Genomic DNA, 17,225 nt, shown 5'->3' with positions numbered 1-17,225 from the left:
GATGATTATGCTGAACACACGTCTCCGTATCAGCCTGGTGATGATAGGCTGGCTGTGCATGAGCGCAGTCGCTTATGCCAAAGCAATCCCTTTCGTTGCCCCGCAGGATCGCCCACAGCTCGCAGCCAGCCAACCGTGGCCGAAAAACCACTTCCTGGTGCTGGGTTATCACGACGTTGAAGATGATATCGCCGATCAGCGTTACCTGTCGGTACGCACCAGCGCGCTCAACGAGCAGATAAGCTGGCTGTTGCACAACGGATATCACGCGATCGGCGTACAGGACATTATTGATGCGCATCAATCGCGCAAGACGCTGCCGCCGAAGGCTTTTTTGCTGAGTTTCGACGACGGTTACAGCAGCTTTTATAGCCGCGTTTGGCCGCTGCTAAAAGCATGGAACGTGCCCGCGCTGTGGGCACCGGTCGGCAGTTGGGTGGACACGCCCGCCGGGCAGAAGGTCAATTTTGGCGGCTTGATGACGCCGCGTGAACGCTTTGCCACCTGGCAGATGGTGCGAGAGGTCAGCCGGTCGCCGTTGGTGGAAGTGGGGGCGCATACCTGGGCTTCACACTATGGTATTCCGGCCAACCCACAGGGCAGCCTCGAACCGGCGATTGCCAATCGGTTCTACGATCGGCAAAGCGGCCGCTATGAAACCGACCAGCAATTCACCCAGCGCATTAGCGAAGACGTGCGCAAAGTGACCGCGAAAATAGGTGAAGTGACGGGGAAAGCACCGCGCGCCTGGGTTTGGCCCTATGGAGAAGCCAACGGTACGACGCTCGCGATCGCCAAAACCCACGGTTATCAATTGGCCTTTACGCTGGACGATGGTCTGGGCGATGCGCGTGACATTGAAAATATTCCTCGTCTGCTCATTTCCGGGAACCCCTCGCTAAAAACCTTCGCCAGCATGGTGACACAGGCGCAGGAACCGGAAGCCGTGCGCGTGATGCAGGTCGATCTCGATTACCTCTACGATCCGGATGTTGCCCAGCAAACCCGCAACATCGATAAGCTGGTGCAGCGAGTCTATGACATGAAGATCAGCCATGTCTTCCTGCAGGCTTTTTCCGACCCGCAGGGCGATGGCAACATTAAAGCGCTCTATTTCCCCAATCGCTGGCTCCCCGTGCGCGCCGATCTGTTTAACTTCGTCTCCTGGCAGCTTCAGACCCGTGCCCGGGTTAAGGTTTATGCCTGGATGCCGGTGCTGGCATTCGACCTCGCCCCTTCTCTTCCCCGCGTACAACGCTGGGATCCGCAAACCGGGCGCACGCTGACCGCCACCGAGCCCTATATCAGACTGTCACCGTGGAGCCCGCAGGCGCGGCGTCAGATAACGGATCTCTATGAAGATCTCGCCCGCCACGCGCCATTCAACGGGATTTTATTTCACGATGATGCCGTCCTTAGCGATTTTGAGGACGCAGGCCCGCAGGCCATTAGCGCCTGGCAGCGGTCCGGTTCCCCCTACAGCATCGTCGATATGGCGCAGCACCCAGACGCACGTCAGGCCTGGACACGTTTCAAGAGCCAGGCGCTCGTGACGTTCACCCGTCAATTGAGCCAGGCCACACGGCGAATTCGTGGCCCGCAGGTCAAAACCGCGCGCAATATTTTTGCCCTACCGCTGATAGAACCGGACAGCGAGGCCTGGTTTGCGCAGAATCTGGACGATTTCCTGGGCGCCTATGACTGGACGGTACCGATGGCCATGCCGCTGATGGAATCCGTTGCGCCAGCACAAACCCATGACTGGCTGGCACAGCTGGTACGCACCGTGGCGGCTCGCCCCGGCGCGCTGAACAAAACGATTTTCGAGCTTCAGGCCAAAGACTGGAACCAACGGGCGCAAAATGCCGTCCCTGATGCGCAGTTGGTTGAGTGGATGCAGATTCTCCAACTCAACGGCGTGAAAAACTACGGCTATTACCCCGACGATTTCATCGAAAACCAGCCCGACATCGCTCGTATTCGCCCCGCGTTCTCTTCGTACTGGTACCCAAACAATGACTGATCGCCTTATCGCATTTTGTATTTTAGGACTGGTATTCGGGCTGCCGCTGGGCATCGCGGCCATTTTTACCGGCGAGTTGATTCTCGATTTCGTCTTCTTCTGGCCGCTATTTATGTCCGTGCTGTGGGTCACCGGCGGCCTTTATTTTTGGTTTCAGCTTGAACGTCACTGGCCATGGGATCCCAACACGCCGCCGCCCGTTTTAAGCGATGAGCCGCTAATATCGATCCTGATTCCCTGTTTTAACGAAGGGAAAAATGCGCGTGAAACGATCGGCGCGGCGCTAGCGCAGCGTTACTCGCATATTGAGGTGATCGCCATCAACGACGGTTCAGCAGATGATACCGCCGAGGTGCTGGAACAGCTCGCACGCGAGCAGTCCCGCCTGAGGGTGATTCATCTGGCAGAAAACCAGGGCAAGGCCGTGGCCTTAAAAGCGGGAGCAGCGGCGGCAAGGGGCGATCTGCTGGTGTGTATCGATGGCGATGCCCTACTCGACAGAGATACAGCGGCCTATCTGGTCGCGCCGCTGATTCAGTATCCACACGTGGGCGCGGTCACCGGCAACCCACGTATTCGCACACGATCCACGCTGATTGGCCGTATTCAGGTCGGTGAATTTTCCTCCATTATCGGGCTCATCAAACGCACGCAGCGCATTTATGGCCGGGTGTTTACCGTTTCCGGGGTGATAGCCGCCTTCCGTCGGCAGGCGCTGGCCGACGTGGGTTACTGGAGCCCCGATATGATTACCGAGGACATCGATATCAGCTGGAAGCTACAGCTGCACCATTGGGACATCTTCTTCGAGCCACGCGCGCTGTGCTGGATCCTGATGCCTGAAACGCTAAAGGGCTTATGGAAGCAGCGTTTGCGCTGGGCTCAAGGCGGCGCGGAAGTGTTTCTGGTTAACCTACGCACGCTGTTTAGCTGGGAACATCACCGTATGTGGCCCCTGTTTGCAGAATATGCGCTCTCTACGCTCTGGGCTTTTGCTTATGCGGTTACGGTACTGCTGTTTATGCTCAGCTACCTCGCGCCGCTGCCGGAAAACCTGGCCGTGAAAAGCCTGTTCCCCCCGGAATTTACCGGCCTGCTACTGGGCGTAATGTGTCTGGTACAGTTCGCCGTCAGCCTGTTTATTGAACGCCGCTATGAGAAGAGGGTTGCTACTTCGCTGTTCTGGGTGATTTGGTTTCCGATGGTGTACTGGATGATAGGCATGTTCACGACCATCGTCTCCTTCCCGAAAGTCATGCTGAAACGCCAGCGCGCACGCGCGCGTTGGGTGAGTCCCGATCGTGGTAAAGGAAGAATGTGATGAACGAAAATAGCATAATTTTAACCGAACACCGTCTGATGCCCCGCTGCTTTGACGCGGCGTTAACGCTACTTGCGTGGTGTGGTTTCCTGTTTTTTCTCTACGCCAACCTGTTAATGAAGCTGACGGAAGACGGCGGACAGCGCTGGGATACGATGGTCGAGGCGTTCAATACCCTGCTGGTGTACCTGCTGATTGCCGCCATCAACGGCTGGCTGTTGATTCTCTGGTATCAATATAACCGTCGGCGAACGCATGCCCGACGCCATGCCCGGCAGGCATCGCTACAGCGTGATGAACTTGCCCGTAGTTTTAATATCGCGCCACAGATTATTTCGGAGATGAGCCAGTACAACCTGCTAACGGTCTATCACGATAATATTGGTCGTATTATTGATTTAAAGGCCGCGTCTCACCCTCGCGGCTAAAAAAAAGCCAGCCCGCGGTCAACGGGCTGGCATTATTTTCGGCAACAACGATTACTTCAGGTATTCACCGCTGCGCAGCGCTTCAATACGCTTATCCAGCGGCGGGTGCGTCATGAACATTTCGCTCAGCGACTTTGACTTACCGTTGATGCAGAACGCCATCATGCTGCTGGCTTCCTGCGGCTCATAGCTGGTTTTCAGACGCTGCAGCGCCGCAATCATCTTCTCACGGCCCACCAGCTTCGCCGAACCGGCATCCGCATGGAATTCACGGTAGCGCGAGAACCACATGGTAATGATGCTCGCCAGAATACCAAACACCAGTTCCAGCACCGTCGCCACCGCAAAGTAAATCAGCGGGTTGCCGTTGCTGCTCTCTTCGCCGTCGTCACGGTTGCCGCCGAGGAAACCAGCCGCAATCTGCGCAATAACGCGTGAGATAAAGATAACGAAGGTGTTCACAATGCCCTGGATCAGCGTCATGGTCACCATATCACCGTTGGCAATGTGGCTGATTTCATGGGCGATGACCGCTTCAGCTTCGTCACGGCTCATGTTCTGCAGCAGGCCGGTACTCACGGCAACCAACGATGCATCACGACGTGCGCCGGTCGCAAAGGCGTTGATATCCGGCGCGTGGTACAGCGCAACCTGCGGCATAGCAATACCTACCTGCTGCGCCTGACGGGCGACGGTTTCCAACAGCCAGCGTTCCTGCTCGTTACGCGGTTGTTCAATGACCTCACCGCCTACCGATTTCAGCGCCATCCATTTCGACATCATCAATGAAACAATGGAACCGCCGAAACCAAATAGCAGCGCCATAATCAGCAGACCGGTCATGCTGCTCGACTGAATTCCCGTTAGGCTTAGCACCAGCCCAAACACAACCATCACGGCCAGGTTGGTCATCAGGAAAAGCGCGATTCGCATCATAATTTACTTTTAACCTCTTCTTAACAAAACGCACTATGCGATTATCCCTATCGTAGGGCTAATCCGCCGATTTTCAACGATCACGTGAGGCTAAGTCACGAGAAAGACACAACTTTACATTTTGTAGCATCATTGTTGACAAGAACATGAGGGAGATAAAAAAACAGGCACAATTGCTTGTGCCTGTTAGAGGTTACTTGCTTGCCGCCGGTTGTTCAGCGGGCGCGGATTTCTCCAGCTTCGAAAGGTCAACGGCGATATTCACCGTTTCGTCCAGATACGGGTCCGGCTCTTTATAGTCTTTCGGCAGATCGTCCAGTTTCTTGATCGGCGGTTTGCCTTCACGCTTGTAGCGATCGTTCACGCGCGCCAGACGGGTCGCATCATCCTCTTCGTTCTCTTTTTCACGCTGGGCGTAATTGAGAGACACAATACTGCGCTTATCTTTCAACGCATTGAAGTGCGCAATATCTTTGGCGATGTACTGGAACTCCGGATCTTTCGCAATACGATCGGCATGCAGCTTAAGCAGCTGAGGTTCGAACGGTGCCATGTCACCAGACTTCACGTAGGTCGCCGCGTTGATGCTATCCCACGGCAGCGCGTTGTCTTCGAACTTCTCGCCGGTTTCGGTCTCTTCGTTACCGGTCGGCATCATGATGTCCGGCGTAACGCCTTTACGCTGCGTACTGCCGCCGTTAATGCGGTAGAACTTCTGAATGGTGTACTGGACGGAGCCCAGCGCTGGCCATTCAGGACGCAGCATCTGATCGTAGATACGGTTCAGCGAACGGTACTGTTGCACGGTACCTTTACCAAAGGTCGGTTCGCCAACGATCAGCGCGCGGCCGTAATCCTGCATTGCCGCGGCAAAGATTTCCGACGCCGAGGCGCTGAAGCGGTCAACCAGCACCACCAGCGGCCCTTTGTAGTAAACCACGCCGTCGTTGTCGCTATCTTCGCGCACCTTGCCGTTGTTATCACGTACCTGCACCACAGGGCCAGACGGAATAAACAGACCGGAAAGCGAGACCGCTTCGGTCAGCGCGCCGCCGCCGTTGCTGCGCAGGTCAATGATAATGCTGCTGACGTTCTGTTTTTCCAGCTTCTGCAGCTGTACCTTCACGTCTTCAGTCAGACCAACGTAGAAGCCCGGAATATCGAGCACGCCGACCTTATTGTTGCCCGTGCCTTTCACCGACATTTTCACCGCGCGGTCTTCCAGACGGATACGCTCACGGGTCAGCGTCACAATACGGGTTTTTGAACCTTTCCCTGCCGGGAGAATTTCAAGGCGTACCTTGCTGCCCTTCGGCCCTTTGATCAGCGCGACAACGTCATCAAGACGCCAGCCGATCACGTCAACCATGCCCTTCCCGGCCTGGCCTACGCCGACGATACGATCGCCCACGCTAATCGCCTTGCTTTTCGCCGCCGGACCGCCTGCCACCATCGAGTTGATCATGGTGTAGTCATCGTCCATTTGCAGCACCGCGCCAATCCCTTCCAGAGACAGACTCATCTCGGTATTGAACTGTTCGGTGTTGCGCGGTGAAAGATAGTTGGTGTGCGGGTCGATTTCACGGGCGAAGGAGGTCATCGCCAGCGAGAACACATCTTCGCTATTGGTCTGCGCCAGGCGACGGATCGCGAACTTATAGCGACGCGCCAGGGTATCGTGAATTTCTTTATCGTCTTTGCCGGCGAGCTTGAGACTCAGCTGGTCATATTTGACTTTACCGTCCCACAGCGCGTTCAGCTCGGCTTGATCCTTCGGCCACGGCGCTTTGCTGCGATCGAGGTTAAAGGTGTCATTACCGGTGAAGTCCATCGGGCGCTCAAGCACCTTTAACGCATATTCATAGCGCTCAAAGCGACGTTTTTGCGCCAGATTGTAGAGGTCATAAAAGACGTCAAGTTTGCCTGAACGAAGCTCGTCGCCAATCTGCCCTTTCTTCGCTGCAAACTGCGCAACGTCGCTGGCCAACAGAACGTTGTGGCTGTAGTCCAGCAGGTTCAGATAGCGGTCAAATATTTTGGCCGAAAAGGCCTGGTCGAGATCGAACTGGCGGTAGTGAGAACGGGTAAAGCGCGAGGTAACGCGCTCGCTTACCGTGGCGTGCTGAGTCTCTTCCTTAAGGATAGGAAGCTGCTCAACACGGGTGATATCTTCCACCGCTAAGGCCTGGCCTGTTATTAATAACAGGCCAGCAAGCGCGGAGAGCCTAAAAAGTTTGTTCATGCCTGGCCCGGCCTCCGTTTCAGAACACCAGGTGTTCTGCGCGTACAATCATTGACATACCAGAAGTAAGCTGAACGCGAACGCCATCCTTGGTGATTTCCAGGATCGTGGCATCCATCGCGTTATTGCCCGCTTTAACTTTCAGGGATTGGCCGACCGTCAGCGTGGACAGGTCGGATACCGGCGTCAGTTTTTCTTCACGCACTTCACGGGCCGGTTTAGCGGCCGGTTTCGCGGCAGCAGCGCGCGGCTTACGCTCGGCCCCTTCTTTACGGCGTACCGGAGGACGTGGTTTACGCTCACGACGTGGCGCATCGCCTTGCTCGCCAGCAGCAGCTGCGGCTTCGCGTTTTTTCGCCTGCTGTTCAGCGCGCTGCGCCTGAACGCGTGCTTTGGCCTCTTCAAGCTGTTGACGCGCATGTGCGACATGCTGCTCGTCCAGCTCACCGCAAGGGTTGCCGTCGAGGTCGACGCGGACTGCACCGGCTTTGATACCGTACAGGTAGCGCCAGCTTGAAGTATAAAGACGTAATGCGGAACGCAGTTGGGTTTTGCTGAGGTTCATCTCCCCTTCAACACGCTCGACGAGATCCTGAAAAATGCCGACTTTCAGGGGACGAGCTTCACCTTCCGCGCTAAAGCACTGCGGAAAACGTTCGGCTAAAAATGCGATAACTTCTTTACTGCTATTCAACTTAGGTTGATTTTCCATGAAATTTCCTGATTACAACGGACGTAGCCAACAAGCCGCAGGCATGAACAGGCGACATTATAATGACGTCATCCGTAAATGCTACGTTATCCGTTGATTATCCTGCGACGGGTGCAAAGAATTTTTGGTAATCGGTGGCTTCAAGCACTTTTTGCAGGTGGCCAACCAGTTCACGCAACCCCTGTTCATCCTCTTCGCCAAAGCGCGAGAACACGGTGCTATCGATATCCAGCACGCCAATAACCTGCTGATTTACCACCAGCGGCAATACGATTTCGGCGTTACTGGCGGCATCACAGGCAATGTGCCCATCAAAAGCATGAACATCTTCTACGCGCTGAACGCGATTTTCCGCTACTGCGGTCCCGCAAACGCCACGGCCTACCGGGATACGCACGCAGGCAATTTTGCCCTGAAACGGCCCGAGTACCAGCGTATCGCCTTCCAGCAGGTAAAAACCGGCCCAGTTCACGTCAGACAGGCGCTCGTACAGCAGCGCGCTGGTATTGGAGATTACCGCTAAAAAACTTGTTTCACCTGCCATTAACGCCTGAAAATCACGGTTAAGTTCCGCGTAAAATTCTGTTTTGCTCATTATTCAATCACTATTGTTTACGATGTTACTGATTCGTTACCTTGCCTGGGCCCTTATAAAATACGCATTAAGTGCGTTCGGGCTCAAGATGAATCCATACTTAGGTTAAGATAGAGTTATACATTCATTTATCAATGTAATAAATGGCACTGAAAACATCACCTATAACGCCGACGAAAAAAATACGAATACACACGGTCAGCGAACCTTTGCCGTGGGCACATTACCAACGTTGCCCGCAGTGCGATATGCTTTTTCGGTTACCGGTCGTAAAATCATCGCAAAGCGCCTATTGCCCACGCTGTAACGCCAAAGTACGCGACGGCCGCGACTGGTCATTAACCCGTCTGGGCGCCATGGCGATTGCCATGCTGCTGCTGATGCCCTTTGCCTGGAGCGAACCGCTGTTGCGACTGCACCTGCTCGGCGTCCGAATTGACGCCAACCTGCTGCATGGGATCTGGCAGATGACCGATAGTGGGCACCCCATTACCGCCGCAATGGTATTTTTTTGCACCGTTGCCGCTCCCGCGGTGCTGGTAACCTCCATCGCCTATCTGTGGCTCGGTAATATTCTAGGGATGAATCTTCGCCCTGTCCTGCTGATGCTCGATAAATTAAAAGAGTGGGTCATGCTCGACATCTACCTGGTCGGTATCGCCGTGGCCTCGATTAAGGTCCAGGACTATGCGTTCCTGCAACCGGGCCTGGGGCTGCTGGCCTATATCTCTTTGGTCGTGCTCAGTATCCTGACGCTGATTCATCTGAACGTCGAACAGCTTTGGGAGCGCTTCTATCCTCAGCGCCCCGCTACGCGGCCTGACGGCGCGCTCCAGGTGTGCCTCAGTTGCCACTATACCGGCTATCCCGACGCGCGCGGCCGCTGCCGCCGCTGTCACACTCCGCTTCATCAGCGCGGCAAGCACAGCCTGCAAAAAAGCTGGGCGGCGCTGATCAGCTCCATGGTGTTCCTGCTCCCCGCCAACCTGCTGCCCATCTCCATCATCTATGTCAACGGCGGCCGCCAGGACGATACGATAATGTCCGGCATTCTGTCGCTGGCCAATAGCAACGTGGCGGTGGCGGCGGTGGTATTTTTTGCCAGTATCCTGGTGCCTTTTACCAAGATTATCGTGATGCTGACGTTGCTTATCAGCATCCGCTTTAAGTGCGAACAAGGGCTGCGTACGCGCATCCTGCTGCTGCGTTTTGTTACCTGGATTGGCCGCTGGTCAATGCTTGACCTGTTTGTTATTTCGTTAACCATGTCGCTCATCAATCGCGACCAACTACTCGCCTTTACGATGGGTCCCGCTGCGTTTTATTTTGGCGCTGCGGTAATATTAACTATTCTTGCTGTTGAATGGCTGGACAGCCGCTTACTTTGGGACGCACATGAGTCAGGAAACGCCCGCTTCACAGACTGAAGCGCGAATTAAAACAAAACGTCGCATATCACCGTTCTGGCTATTGCCGGTCATCGCGCTGATGATTGCCGGCTGGCTTATCTGGAATAGCTACGAAGATCGGGGCTCCACCATTACCATCGACTTTATGTCGGCGGATGGTATTGTCCCCGGCCGCACGCCGGTCCGTTTCCAGGGCGTTGAGGTAGGTACGGTGCAAGATATCCGCCTGGCCCGCGACCGCAGCAAAATTGAAGTTCGCGCCAGCATCAAAAGCGACATGGACGACGCGCTGCGTGAAGAGACCCAATTCTGGCTGGTGACGCCAAAAGCCTCTCTCGCCGGGGTATCCGGATTGGATGCGCTGGTCGGCGGTAACTATATCGGCATGATGCCCGGTAAAGGCGAGCCGCGGGATCATTTCACCGCGCTTGATACACAGCCGAAATACCGCCTGAACAACGGCGAGCTAATGATCCACCTGCATTCGCCGGACCTCGGTTCGCTCAACAGCGGGTCATTGGTCTACTTCCGCAAAATTCCGGTTGGCCGTGTCTACGACTACACGATCAACCCCAACAATCAGGGCGTCACCATCGACGTGCTGATTGAGCGTCGTTTTACCAATCTGGTGAAAAAAGGCAGCCGTTTCTGGAACGTTTCCGGAGTGAAAGCCGACGTCGGTCTGAGCGGCGCGAAAGTGCAGTTGGAAAGTCTGGCCGCGCTGGTTAACGGTGCGATTGCCTTCGACTCGCCATCCGACTCCCAGCCTGCCGCGCAGAACGATGAGTTTGGCCTCTATGAAGATTTGGCGCACAGCCAGCGCGGCGTGCTTATTCAGCTGCAGTTACCGAATGGCGATGGGCTGAAAGCAGGCTCGACGCCGATGCTGTATCAAGGGCTCGAGGTGGGGCAACTGACTAAAATGACGCTCAACCCGGACAGTTCTGTGACCGGTGAAATGACCGTCGACCCGAGTGTGGTATCGCTGCTGCGCGAAAATACGCGCATCGAACTCCATCAGCCGAAGCTGTCGCTGGAAAACACTAATCTGAGTCAGTTGCTCACCGGCAGCACCTTTGAACTGGTGCCAGGTGAAGGTGCGCCCAAGGATCGCTTTACCGTGCTTGCTGCGGATAAAACCTTGTTACAGCAACCCGGCGTACTGACGCTAACCCTGACCGCGCCGGAGAGCTACGGCATCGACGCCGGGCAGCCTATCATGCTGCACGGCGTACGCATCGGCCAGGTTATGGAGCGTAAGCTGAACGCAAAAGGAATCAGCTTCGCCATCGCCATTGACCCGCAATACCGTGACCTGCTGCACGGTGACAGCAAGTTTGTGGTGAACAGCAAAATGGACGTGAAAGTCGGTGTCGACGGCGTGGAATTCCTCGCGGCCAGCGCCAACGAATGGCTCAGCGGCGGCATTCGCATTTTGCCTGGAGAAAAAGGGCCGATGAAGGCCAGCTACCCGCTGTTCGCCAATCTGGAGAAAGCGCAGGAAAATAATCTTAGCGACTTCCCGACCACCACATTGATGCTCACCGCAGAAACGCTGCCGGATATTCAGACCGGTTCCGTGGTGCTGTACCGTAAGTTTGAGGTAGGCGAAATCACCTCCGTTCAGCCACGCGCCAACGCGTTTGATATCGCCGTACATATTAAGCCGGAATACCGTTCTTTGCTCACCGCTAACAGCGTGTTCTGGGCTGAAGGTGGCGCGAAAGTGCAGTTAAACGGGAGCGGTCTGACGGTGCAGGCCTCCCCTCTTTCGCGGGCGCTCAAAGGCGCAGTTAGCTTTGATAACATCAGCGAAGCGAATAACGGCACCCGCAAGGGCGACAAGCGGGTCCTGTTCCCCTCAGAAACCGCCGCGCGCGCGGTGGGTGGACAGATCACGCTACACGCCTTTGATGCGGATAAACTTTCTGCCGGTATGCCAATTCGTTATCTCGGCATCGATATCGGACAGGTACAAAGCCTGGAGCTCAATGCCTCGCGCAATGAAGTTCAGGCCAGCGCCGTGCTCTACCCGGAGTACGTCAATACCTTTGCCCGCCGCGGCACTCGTTTCTCCGTGATTACGCCGCAAATCTCGGCCGCTGGCGTTGAGCACCTGGATACCTTGCTCCAACCGTACGTCAACGTTGAGCCGGGCCACGGGGAGCAGCGTCGCGACTTTGAGCTCCAGGAAGCGACCATTTCCGATTCACGCTATCTCAACGGCCTGAATGTGGTGGTGGAGGCGCCGGAATCCGGCTCGCTGAGTATCGGTACGCCGGTGTTGTTCCGCGGCATTGAAGTCGGCACCGTTACCGGCTTACGTCTCGGCAGCCTCTCTGACCGAGTCATGATTGAAATGCGTATCGGCCAGCGTTATCAGCATCTGGTGCGCAACAATTCAGTCTTCTGGCTGGCTTCCGGCTATAGCCTCGACTTTGGCCTGATTGGCGGCGTCGTGAAAACTGGCACCTTCAATCAGTTCATTCGCGGCGGGATCGCTTTCGCCACGCCGCCGGGGACACCGCTGGCGCCGAAGGCGCAGGAAGGCAAACACTTCCTGCTGCTTGAGTCGGAGCCGAAAGAGTGGCGCGAATGGGGCACCGCCCTGCCGCGTTAACGACCGCCCTCACGCGCCGGTGTCCCGTCACCGGCGCGTTTTATGGTAGACTGCGCGCTCTTTATCTCCTTGTGGTATTCGCCAGTGGCTCAAAACTCTGTCTATTTTCCTGATGAATTCCTCGCGCAGATGCGTGAGGCCATGCCGGCTCATCTCTCATTTGACGCATTTCTTGCCGCCTGCCAGCGCCCGCTGCGCCGCAGTATTCGCGTGAATACGCTGAAAATCACGGTCGATGACTTCCTGCGTCTGGTTGCCCCTTATGGCTGGCAGCTGACCCCGGTACCGTGGTGTGCGGAAGGTTTTTGGATCGAGCGTGACGATGAGGACGCGTTACCGCTGGGTAGCACCGCCGAGCATTTGAGCGGACTGTTTTATATTCAGGAAGCCAGCTCCATGCTGCCCGTTGCGGCACTGTTTGCCGACGGAGTGGAACCGGTTCGGGTGATGGACGTTGCCGCAGCACCAGGCTCCAAGACCACGCAGATTGCGGCCAAAATGGGCAATCGCGGAATGCTGCTGGCCAACGAGTTTTCCGCCAGCCGGGTAAAGGTGTTGCATGCCAACATCAGTCGTTGCGGTATTAGCAATACCGCGCTGACGCATTTTGACGGCCGCGTGTTTGGCGCTGCCTTACCCGAATGCTTTGATGCCATATTGCTGGATGCCCCCTGTTCCGGCGAAGGGGTTGTGCGTAAAGACCCCGATGCTTTGAAGAACTGGTCGCTGGCAAGTAATCAGGCCATAGCCGAAACCCAACGCGAGCTGATCGACAGCGCGTTCCACGCGCTGCGCCCCGGCGGGACGCTGGTCTATTCCACCTGCACGCTGAACCGCGAAGAGAACGAATCGGTCATCGCCTGGCTGCTGGCGCGTTATCCGCAGGAAGTGGAAGTCTTGCCTTTAGGCGAGCTCTTCGCCAGCGCTGACCAGGCACTGACGCCGGAAGGCTTTCTGCACGTATTCCCACAAATTTATGACTGCGAAGGGTTCTTCGTTGCGCGGCTGCGTAAAACAGCGGCCATCGAAGCGCTGCCTGCGCCGGGCTACAAGGTGGGTAAATTCCCATTCACACCGATGAAAACGCGTGAATCCGCTGTCGTTGAAAGCGCAGCGCGAAGCGTGGGTATTGAATGGGATGACGCGCTAACGCTGTGGCAGCGTGACAAAGAGATCTGGTTGTTCCCTGCTGAAATCGCGCCGTTGCTGGGTAAAGTTCGTTTTTCCCGCATCGGTTTGAAACTTGCCGAAACGCACAACAAAGGCTTCCGCTGGCAGCATGAAGCGGTCGTTGCGCTGGCCAATACGCAAAAATTGGGTCACGAACTCACGCAGGAAGAAGCACAGGAATGGTATCGCGGTCGCGACGTGTATCCGCAGCGACCTCCCGCTCACGACGACGTCATTGTCACGTTCCAGGGTTTCCCCTTAGGGTTGGCGAAACGCATTGGCTCACGGTTGAAGAACAGTTTTCCCCGAGAGTTGGTACGCGACGGTAAGCTGTTTTCCAGCAGGTCCGAGTAGCGCTTAAAAAAAACGCACTTTTTCACTGGCGTAATTTTCTACGTTGACTACGCTGAAAAGGTACGGCCTAACTGGTCGTACCACAACGGTCAGCAGATTAACGGAGAGCATTATGAGTAAAACCAGCTTACGCATCGGCGCATTCGAGATTGATGACGCCGTTCTGCACGCCGATCAGCACGGTGAGCGAACGTTAAGCATCCCTTGTAAGTCCGATCCCGATTTATGTATGCAGTTAGATGCCTGGGACGCCGATACCAGCATCCCGGCCCTTCTTGATGGCGAACGTTCCGTTCTCTACCGCAAGCACTACGATCAACCGTCCGATGCCTGGGTTATGCGCCTTGTCTGACCCAAAAGGAACCCGCCCATAGGCGGGTTATTTATTTGGCGTGTGGCACCACTTTGTACAATGAGGCTTCACCGCGCGGGCGCGTTTTAAACCGACGATGCACCCACAGATATTGCTCAGGCGCACGTAAAATCTCACGCTCAATGATTTTATTCATATAGCTGGCAGCCGGGATCTCATCCCCACTCGGGTAATCGGTCATCGCTTCGCTGATATGCAGGGTATAACCTTTCTGGCAGGGCTTACGCACCATGGTCACAGTTAGCATGGCAGCGCCGGAAAGACGTGACAGTACGTTTGTTCCGTTGGTGGTCGCCGCTTCGGTGACTGAGAAAAATGGCGCGAACACGCTGCCTTTCGGGCCGTAATCCTGATCGGGAGCGAACCACACGGCTTCACCGGCCTTGAGCGCCTGCACCAGACCGCGCAGGTTACGACGGTCAATCATCGCCTTATTTGAGCGCAGACGCCCGGTGGTCTGAACCCACTCCATGAGCGGATCGTTATGCGGACGGTAGGTTGCCATCATTGGACGACATAGCCCCATCGCACGGCCGCCAAGCTCCAGCGACATAAAGTGGACGCCAACGACCATTACACCGCGCTGTTCTTTCAGGGCGTTCATCAGGTTGGCGTAACCTTCCACATCAAACCATTTTTTGACGCGAGCATCGCTCCAGAACCAGGCCATCCCGGTTTCAATCAGCCCCATGCCCAGCGACATAAAGTTTTGCTCAATCAGCTTTTCACGTTCCGCAGCATCCATATGCGGGAAACAAAGTTCAATATTACGCGTGGCAATCTGCTCACGGCGTTTTAGAAAACGGCGAGATGCTTTACCCAGAGAGGTGCCAAGCCAGTGTAAAAGAGGATACGGCAGTTGAACGACCAGCCACAGTAAAGCGAGTGCAAACCACTTCAGCCCATTACGCGGGTGAAGCAAAGCGGTATTAAAATTTTTGGACATCATTTTTCCAGCAACGAAATGCAAGGGTAACGCTTAAGGAGAATCGAATCCGTTCATTCATCTTTATGCGTTTGTGTATATGTTGGACCCTGCTGCATTCGACAAATTCACTTCCCAGACGTTTATTTACAAACGGCTGGTAACAGAGGTATGGCGCGGGGGTGGCAGACTGTGGCTCAACTCGCCGAGAGCATGCGCCTTTTTCATGCAAAAAAATAGCGAATTTAATTCACATTACAAAATAATTTTTTAATGCTAACGTTTTGTATTATTAGCGGGTTATGAATTTTCTAACATCATAATTTTAATCATGTTTTCTTTTCTTATCAGCGCGACGTTAGGTGGCGTTTTGACTATTGGTTGTGTTCGGGACAGAACATAAAAGAGACCGGGTAAGATTCCTGGCTACCCTCGCGTTTCTGCGCGGATAAGGGATAAGAAAATTCTTCTTTGCGATAAAATTTACGCCGATGAATCTTCCGTAAGCGTTAAGATAAGCATTCAGCCGAGCTGCCCCACCAGCGACTCAAAAGATGAAGGGAGTAACCAGAACATAATGCAGCGTCAGAACGTCTCATCATCACGTATAAAATCAATTGGTTACGATGCAAAGCAAAAAATACTGGAAATAGAGTTCTTCGGGTTAGGCATTTACCAATATGTTGGCGTCACCTCAAAAACGTACGAAACATTTCTCAGCGTGAAGTCAAAAGGACGCTTTTTTGATGGCGTCATTAAAGACAAATTCCTCTGCCGAAAAATAGGCTGAGCAGCCTATCGGGATTTGCACATAATGCATCGCCATAACAGATAGCAAAAAGCCAGCGATTAGGCTGGCTGAGTGACTCAGATGCGTTGTCGGGTGACGCGTATCAACTCCCTTTGTAAGTGGAGTATCCGTACTGACTTAGCAAGAGAGGGATATGAAGCTTTTCGTTGGTCTGCGTCACGGTGAATAACACCGGCACCTCAGGGAAAAATGAGGACAGCTTTTCACTCTTAAAATAGTCGCCCGTTTTGAACGTCACCCGGTATACCCCTGGCTGCATGTCCTTATCTTCCGGATACAAGGATTTAATACGGCCATCATTATCTGTTTTTCCTTTGGCAAGCATGTCCCAGCCTGTTGGCTGTTGCTTTTCCAAAGTGACGTCAACGTCCCTGGAAGGGATCCCCGTTTGCTGGTTTAAGATGTGAACACTGAGCGTTCCCGCAGGCGCACTAAACGCAACTGGCGTGAAGATAGCGGTAGACAGCAACATCAGACGGGCTATTTTGTTCATTTTTTCTTCCTGTGGTTACAAGCACAGGTCAAGCTTAAACGTGTTTTGGATAAAAAAAATTCAACTTTTCGTTAAGAATTCGGACGAGCACAATACGAAGGATAACGTACGCTTAGGCACATGCAACTAAGCAGATACTCCCGGAGATTTATCCTTGATGACAGTTGTCTCATTGGGCACCATATTGGTCTTGCAAAAAATACATTTTGCACCAAATGGATTTCTCTCTGAAACATCAAATATTGATGTTCGATATTGGGAACCATGACAGCATGGACACCTGAAGTGAATATTTAAATTCATAATTTATACCTCTTTGATAACAGTTGCCGCAGCGTGTTTTTATCGAAAATTTCGTTTTTTTACGTTCTAACGCGCTGCAAAACATCTAAAAAACACAAGCGACCTTCTAAATAAACGTGTAAGGTGTCAGTCCCTTAAATCAGGAGATGCCTATGTCCGGACGTAAAAATACATCATCAACCCGCAATTACTTAGTCAAATGTTTATGCCCAAACTGCGCAAAAAACTCTGAACATAGTTTCACCCGAGTCCAGAAAGGCTCTCAACTCGTCTGTCCGTATTGCAGTACCTTATTCAAATCCTCGCAACGCTCCTAAAAACATGGCTGTTGCCAAATGGTCAAGGTCGATATCGGACCGGCTCATTTGGCAATACGATTTGATGATAGGTTATGTATTTTGAATGGTGTGTGATGCTTATGGAGGCAGCCTAACCTCTTACGCACTTTATTTTTTACAAGCAGTTAGCTTCTGCTTTCAGACTCTTCATGCAGCAAACCTGCACTTCATC

At 54.1% G+C, this 17,225-nt stretch carries 16 protein-coding genes; 9 read left to right on the top strand and 7 right to left on the bottom strand.

The window, feature by feature from the left end:
* Window positions 1-7 precede the first annotated feature (7 nt).
* Genes pgaB through pgaD form a run of 3 tightly spaced genes read left to right on the top strand, consistent with a single transcriptional unit; the run spans window position 8 to window position 3,772 of the window.
* Complete coding sequence (gene pgaB, locus M989_RS09740; RefSeq protein ID WP_064544854.1) at window positions 8-2,023, top strand: poly-beta-1,6-N-acetyl-D-glucosamine N-deacetylase PgaB; 2,016 nt, start codon at window positions 8-10, stop codon at window positions 2,021-2,023.
* Window positions 2,016-3,344 carry a poly-beta-1,6-N-acetyl-D-glucosamine synthase gene (gene pgaC, locus M989_RS09735; RefSeq protein ID WP_064544762.1) on the top strand — a complete coding sequence of 443 codons (1,329 nt, stop codon included), beginning with the start codon at window positions 2,016-2,018 and terminating at the stop codon, window positions 3,342-3,344. Before pgaB ends, pgaC begins: the two co-directional genes overlap by 8 nt.
* A complete protein-coding gene (pgaD, locus tag M989_RS09730) occupies window positions 3,344-3,772 on the top strand; it encodes a poly-beta-1,6-N-acetyl-D-glucosamine biosynthesis protein PgaD (protein WP_064544760.1) in 429 nt (142 codons plus the stop codon). Before pgaC ends, pgaD begins: the two co-directional genes overlap by 1 nt.
* Before the next feature lie 51 nt (window positions 3,773-3,823).
* Here pgaD and htpX read toward each other — a convergent pair whose 3' ends face one another.
* The 4 genes from htpX to M989_RS09710 all read right to left on the bottom strand — a co-directional run bounded on the left by htpX (window position 3,824) and on the right by M989_RS09710 (window position 8,257).
* Window positions 3,824-4,708, bottom strand: a complete 885-nt coding sequence (htpX, locus tag M989_RS09725) for a protease HtpX (RefSeq protein WP_064544759.1) — start codon at window positions 4,706-4,708, stop codon at window positions 3,824-3,826.
* A 193-nt stretch (window positions 4,709-4,901) separates the two neighbouring features.
* Entirely contained in the window at window positions 4,902-6,950 is a 2,049-nt protein-coding gene (prc, locus tag M989_RS09720) for a carboxy terminal-processing peptidase (protein WP_064544757.1), read from the bottom strand.
* Window positions 6,951-6,969: 19 nt separating this feature from the next.
* Entirely contained in the window at window positions 6,970-7,662 is a 693-nt protein-coding gene (proQ, locus tag M989_RS09715; RefSeq protein ID WP_064544756.1) for an RNA chaperone ProQ, read from the bottom strand.
* 97 nt (window positions 7,663-7,759) lie between these two features.
* Window positions 7,760-8,257: a GAF domain-containing protein gene (locus M989_RS09710; RefSeq protein ID WP_064544754.1), complete on the bottom strand. Its 498-nt coding sequence runs from the start codon at window positions 8,255-8,257 to the stop codon at window positions 7,760-7,762.
* A gap of 143 nt (window positions 8,258-8,400) precedes the next feature.
* Here M989_RS09710 and yebS point away from each other — a divergent pair, with 143 nt between their 5' ends.
* The 4 genes from yebS (at window position 8,401) to M989_RS09690 (ending at window position 14,162) form a co-directional block, all read left to right on the top strand.
* Complete coding sequence (gene yebS, locus M989_RS09705) at window positions 8,401-9,684, top strand: membrane integrity lipid transport subunit YebS (protein ID WP_064544752.1); 1,284 nt, start codon at window positions 8,401-8,403, stop codon at window positions 9,682-9,684.
* Window positions 9,653-12,286, top strand: coding sequence for a PqiB family protein (locus M989_RS09700; RefSeq protein ID WP_064544750.1), 2,634 nt, complete (start codon window positions 9,653-9,655; stop codon window positions 12,284-12,286). The genes yebS and M989_RS09700 overlap by 32 nt, the downstream gene beginning before the upstream one ends.
* Before the next feature lie 84 nt (window positions 12,287-12,370).
* Window positions 12,371-13,810: a 16S rRNA (cytosine(1407)-C(5))-methyltransferase RsmF gene (gene rsmF, locus M989_RS09695; RefSeq protein WP_157093531.1), complete on the top strand. Its 1,440-nt coding sequence runs from the start codon at window positions 12,371-12,373 to the stop codon at window positions 13,808-13,810.
* A gap of 112 nt (window positions 13,811-13,922) precedes the next feature.
* Complete coding sequence (locus tag M989_RS09690) at window positions 13,923-14,162, top strand: YebV family protein (protein WP_064544747.1); 240 nt, start codon at window positions 13,923-13,925, stop codon at window positions 14,160-14,162.
* Window positions 14,163-14,193: 31 nt separating this feature from the next.
* Here the strand turns inward: M989_RS09690 and lpxP are convergent, their stop codons facing one another.
* Complete coding sequence (gene lpxP / locus M989_RS09685; RefSeq protein ID WP_064544745.1) at window positions 14,194-15,129, bottom strand: kdo(2)-lipid IV(A) palmitoleoyltransferase; 936 nt, start codon at window positions 15,127-15,129, stop codon at window positions 14,194-14,196.
* A 556-nt stretch (window positions 15,130-15,685) separates the two neighbouring features.
* Between lpxP and M989_RS09680 the strand changes: the two genes are divergently transcribed.
* Entirely contained in the window at window positions 15,686-15,898 is a 213-nt protein-coding gene (locus M989_RS09680; RefSeq protein WP_064544742.1) for a KTSC domain-containing protein, read from the top strand.
* Between the two features lie 103 nt (window positions 15,899-16,001).
* On the opposite strand, the gene uraH is transcribed toward M989_RS09680, so the two are convergent.
* Both uraH and ymcF read right to left on the bottom strand, forming a co-directional pair.
* Window positions 16,002-16,412: a hydroxyisourate hydrolase gene (gene uraH / locus M989_RS09675; protein ID WP_064544741.1), complete on the bottom strand. Its 411-nt coding sequence runs from the start codon at window positions 16,410-16,412 to the stop codon at window positions 16,002-16,004.
* A 126-nt stretch (window positions 16,413-16,538) separates the two neighbouring features.
* On the bottom strand, window positions 16,539-16,715 hold the full coding sequence (ymcF, locus tag M989_RS26225) for a cold shock small protein YmcF (RefSeq protein ID WP_240492989.1): 177 nt from the start codon (window positions 16,713-16,715) through the stop codon (window positions 16,539-16,541).
* 146 nt (window positions 16,716-16,861) lie between these two features.
* Between ymcF and M989_RS26220 the strand changes: the two genes are divergently transcribed.
* Complete coding sequence (locus M989_RS26220; RefSeq protein WP_342447179.1) at window positions 16,862-17,032, top strand: YnfU family zinc-binding protein; 171 nt, start codon at window positions 16,862-16,864, stop codon at window positions 17,030-17,032.
* Window positions 17,033-17,225 lie beyond the last annotated feature (193 nt).

The sequence above is a fragment of the Kluyvera georgiana ATCC 51603 genome (assembly GCF_001654985.1).
Classification (GTDB): Bacteria; Pseudomonadota; Gammaproteobacteria; order Enterobacterales; family Enterobacteriaceae; genus Kluyvera; species Kluyvera georgiana.
The sequence above is the reverse complement of the archived record's forward strand: the minus strand, read 5'-3'. Positions and strand labels throughout refer to the sequence as shown.

Coding starts and splice junctions, on each gene's coding strand:
- lpxP (WP_064544745.1), bottom strand. CDS start 15,129: ATGTCCAAAAATTTTAATACCGCTTTGCTTCACCCGCGTAATGGGCTG.
- yebS (WP_064544752.1), top strand. CDS start 8,401: ATGGCACTGAAAACATCACCTATAACGCCGACGAAAAAAATACGAATA.
- pgaB (WP_064544854.1), top strand. CDS start 8: ATGCTGAACACACGTCTCCGTATCAGCCTGGTGATGATAGGCTGGCTG.
- M989_RS09700 (WP_064544750.1), top strand. CDS start 9,653: ATGAGTCAGGAAACGCCCGCTTCACAGACTGAAGCGCGAATTAAAACA.
- pgaD (WP_064544760.1), top strand. CDS start 3,344: ATGAACGAAAATAGCATAATTTTAACCGAACACCGTCTGATGCCCCGC.
- M989_RS26220 (WP_342447179.1), top strand. CDS start 16,862: ATGCCTATGTCCGGACGTAAAAATACATCATCAACCCGCAATTACTTA.
- pgaC (WP_064544762.1), top strand. CDS start 2,016: ATGACTGATCGCCTTATCGCATTTTGTATTTTAGGACTGGTATTCGGG.
- M989_RS09680 (WP_064544742.1), top strand. CDS start 15,686: ATGCAGCGTCAGAACGTCTCATCATCACGTATAAAATCAATTGGTTAC.
- uraH (WP_064544741.1), bottom strand. CDS start 16,412: ATGAACAAAATAGCCCGTCTGATGTTGCTGTCTACCGCTATCTTCACG.
- M989_RS09690 (WP_064544747.1), top strand. CDS start 13,923: ATGAGTAAAACCAGCTTACGCATCGGCGCATTCGAGATTGATGACGCC.
- ymcF (WP_240492989.1), bottom strand. CDS start 16,715: ATGAATTTAAATATTCACTTCAGGTGTCCATGCTGTCATGGTTCCCAA.
- prc (WP_064544757.1), bottom strand. CDS start 6,950: ATGAACAAACTTTTTAGGCTCTCCGCGCTTGCTGGCCTGTTATTAATA.
- htpX (WP_064544759.1), bottom strand. CDS start 4,708: ATGATGCGAATCGCGCTTTTCCTGATGACCAACCTGGCCGTGATGGTT.
- proQ (WP_064544756.1), bottom strand. CDS start 7,662: ATGGAAAATCAACCTAAGTTGAATAGCAGTAAAGAAGTTATCGCATTT.
- M989_RS09710 (WP_064544754.1), bottom strand. CDS start 8,257: ATGAGCAAAACAGAATTTTACGCGGAACTTAACCGTGATTTTCAGGCG.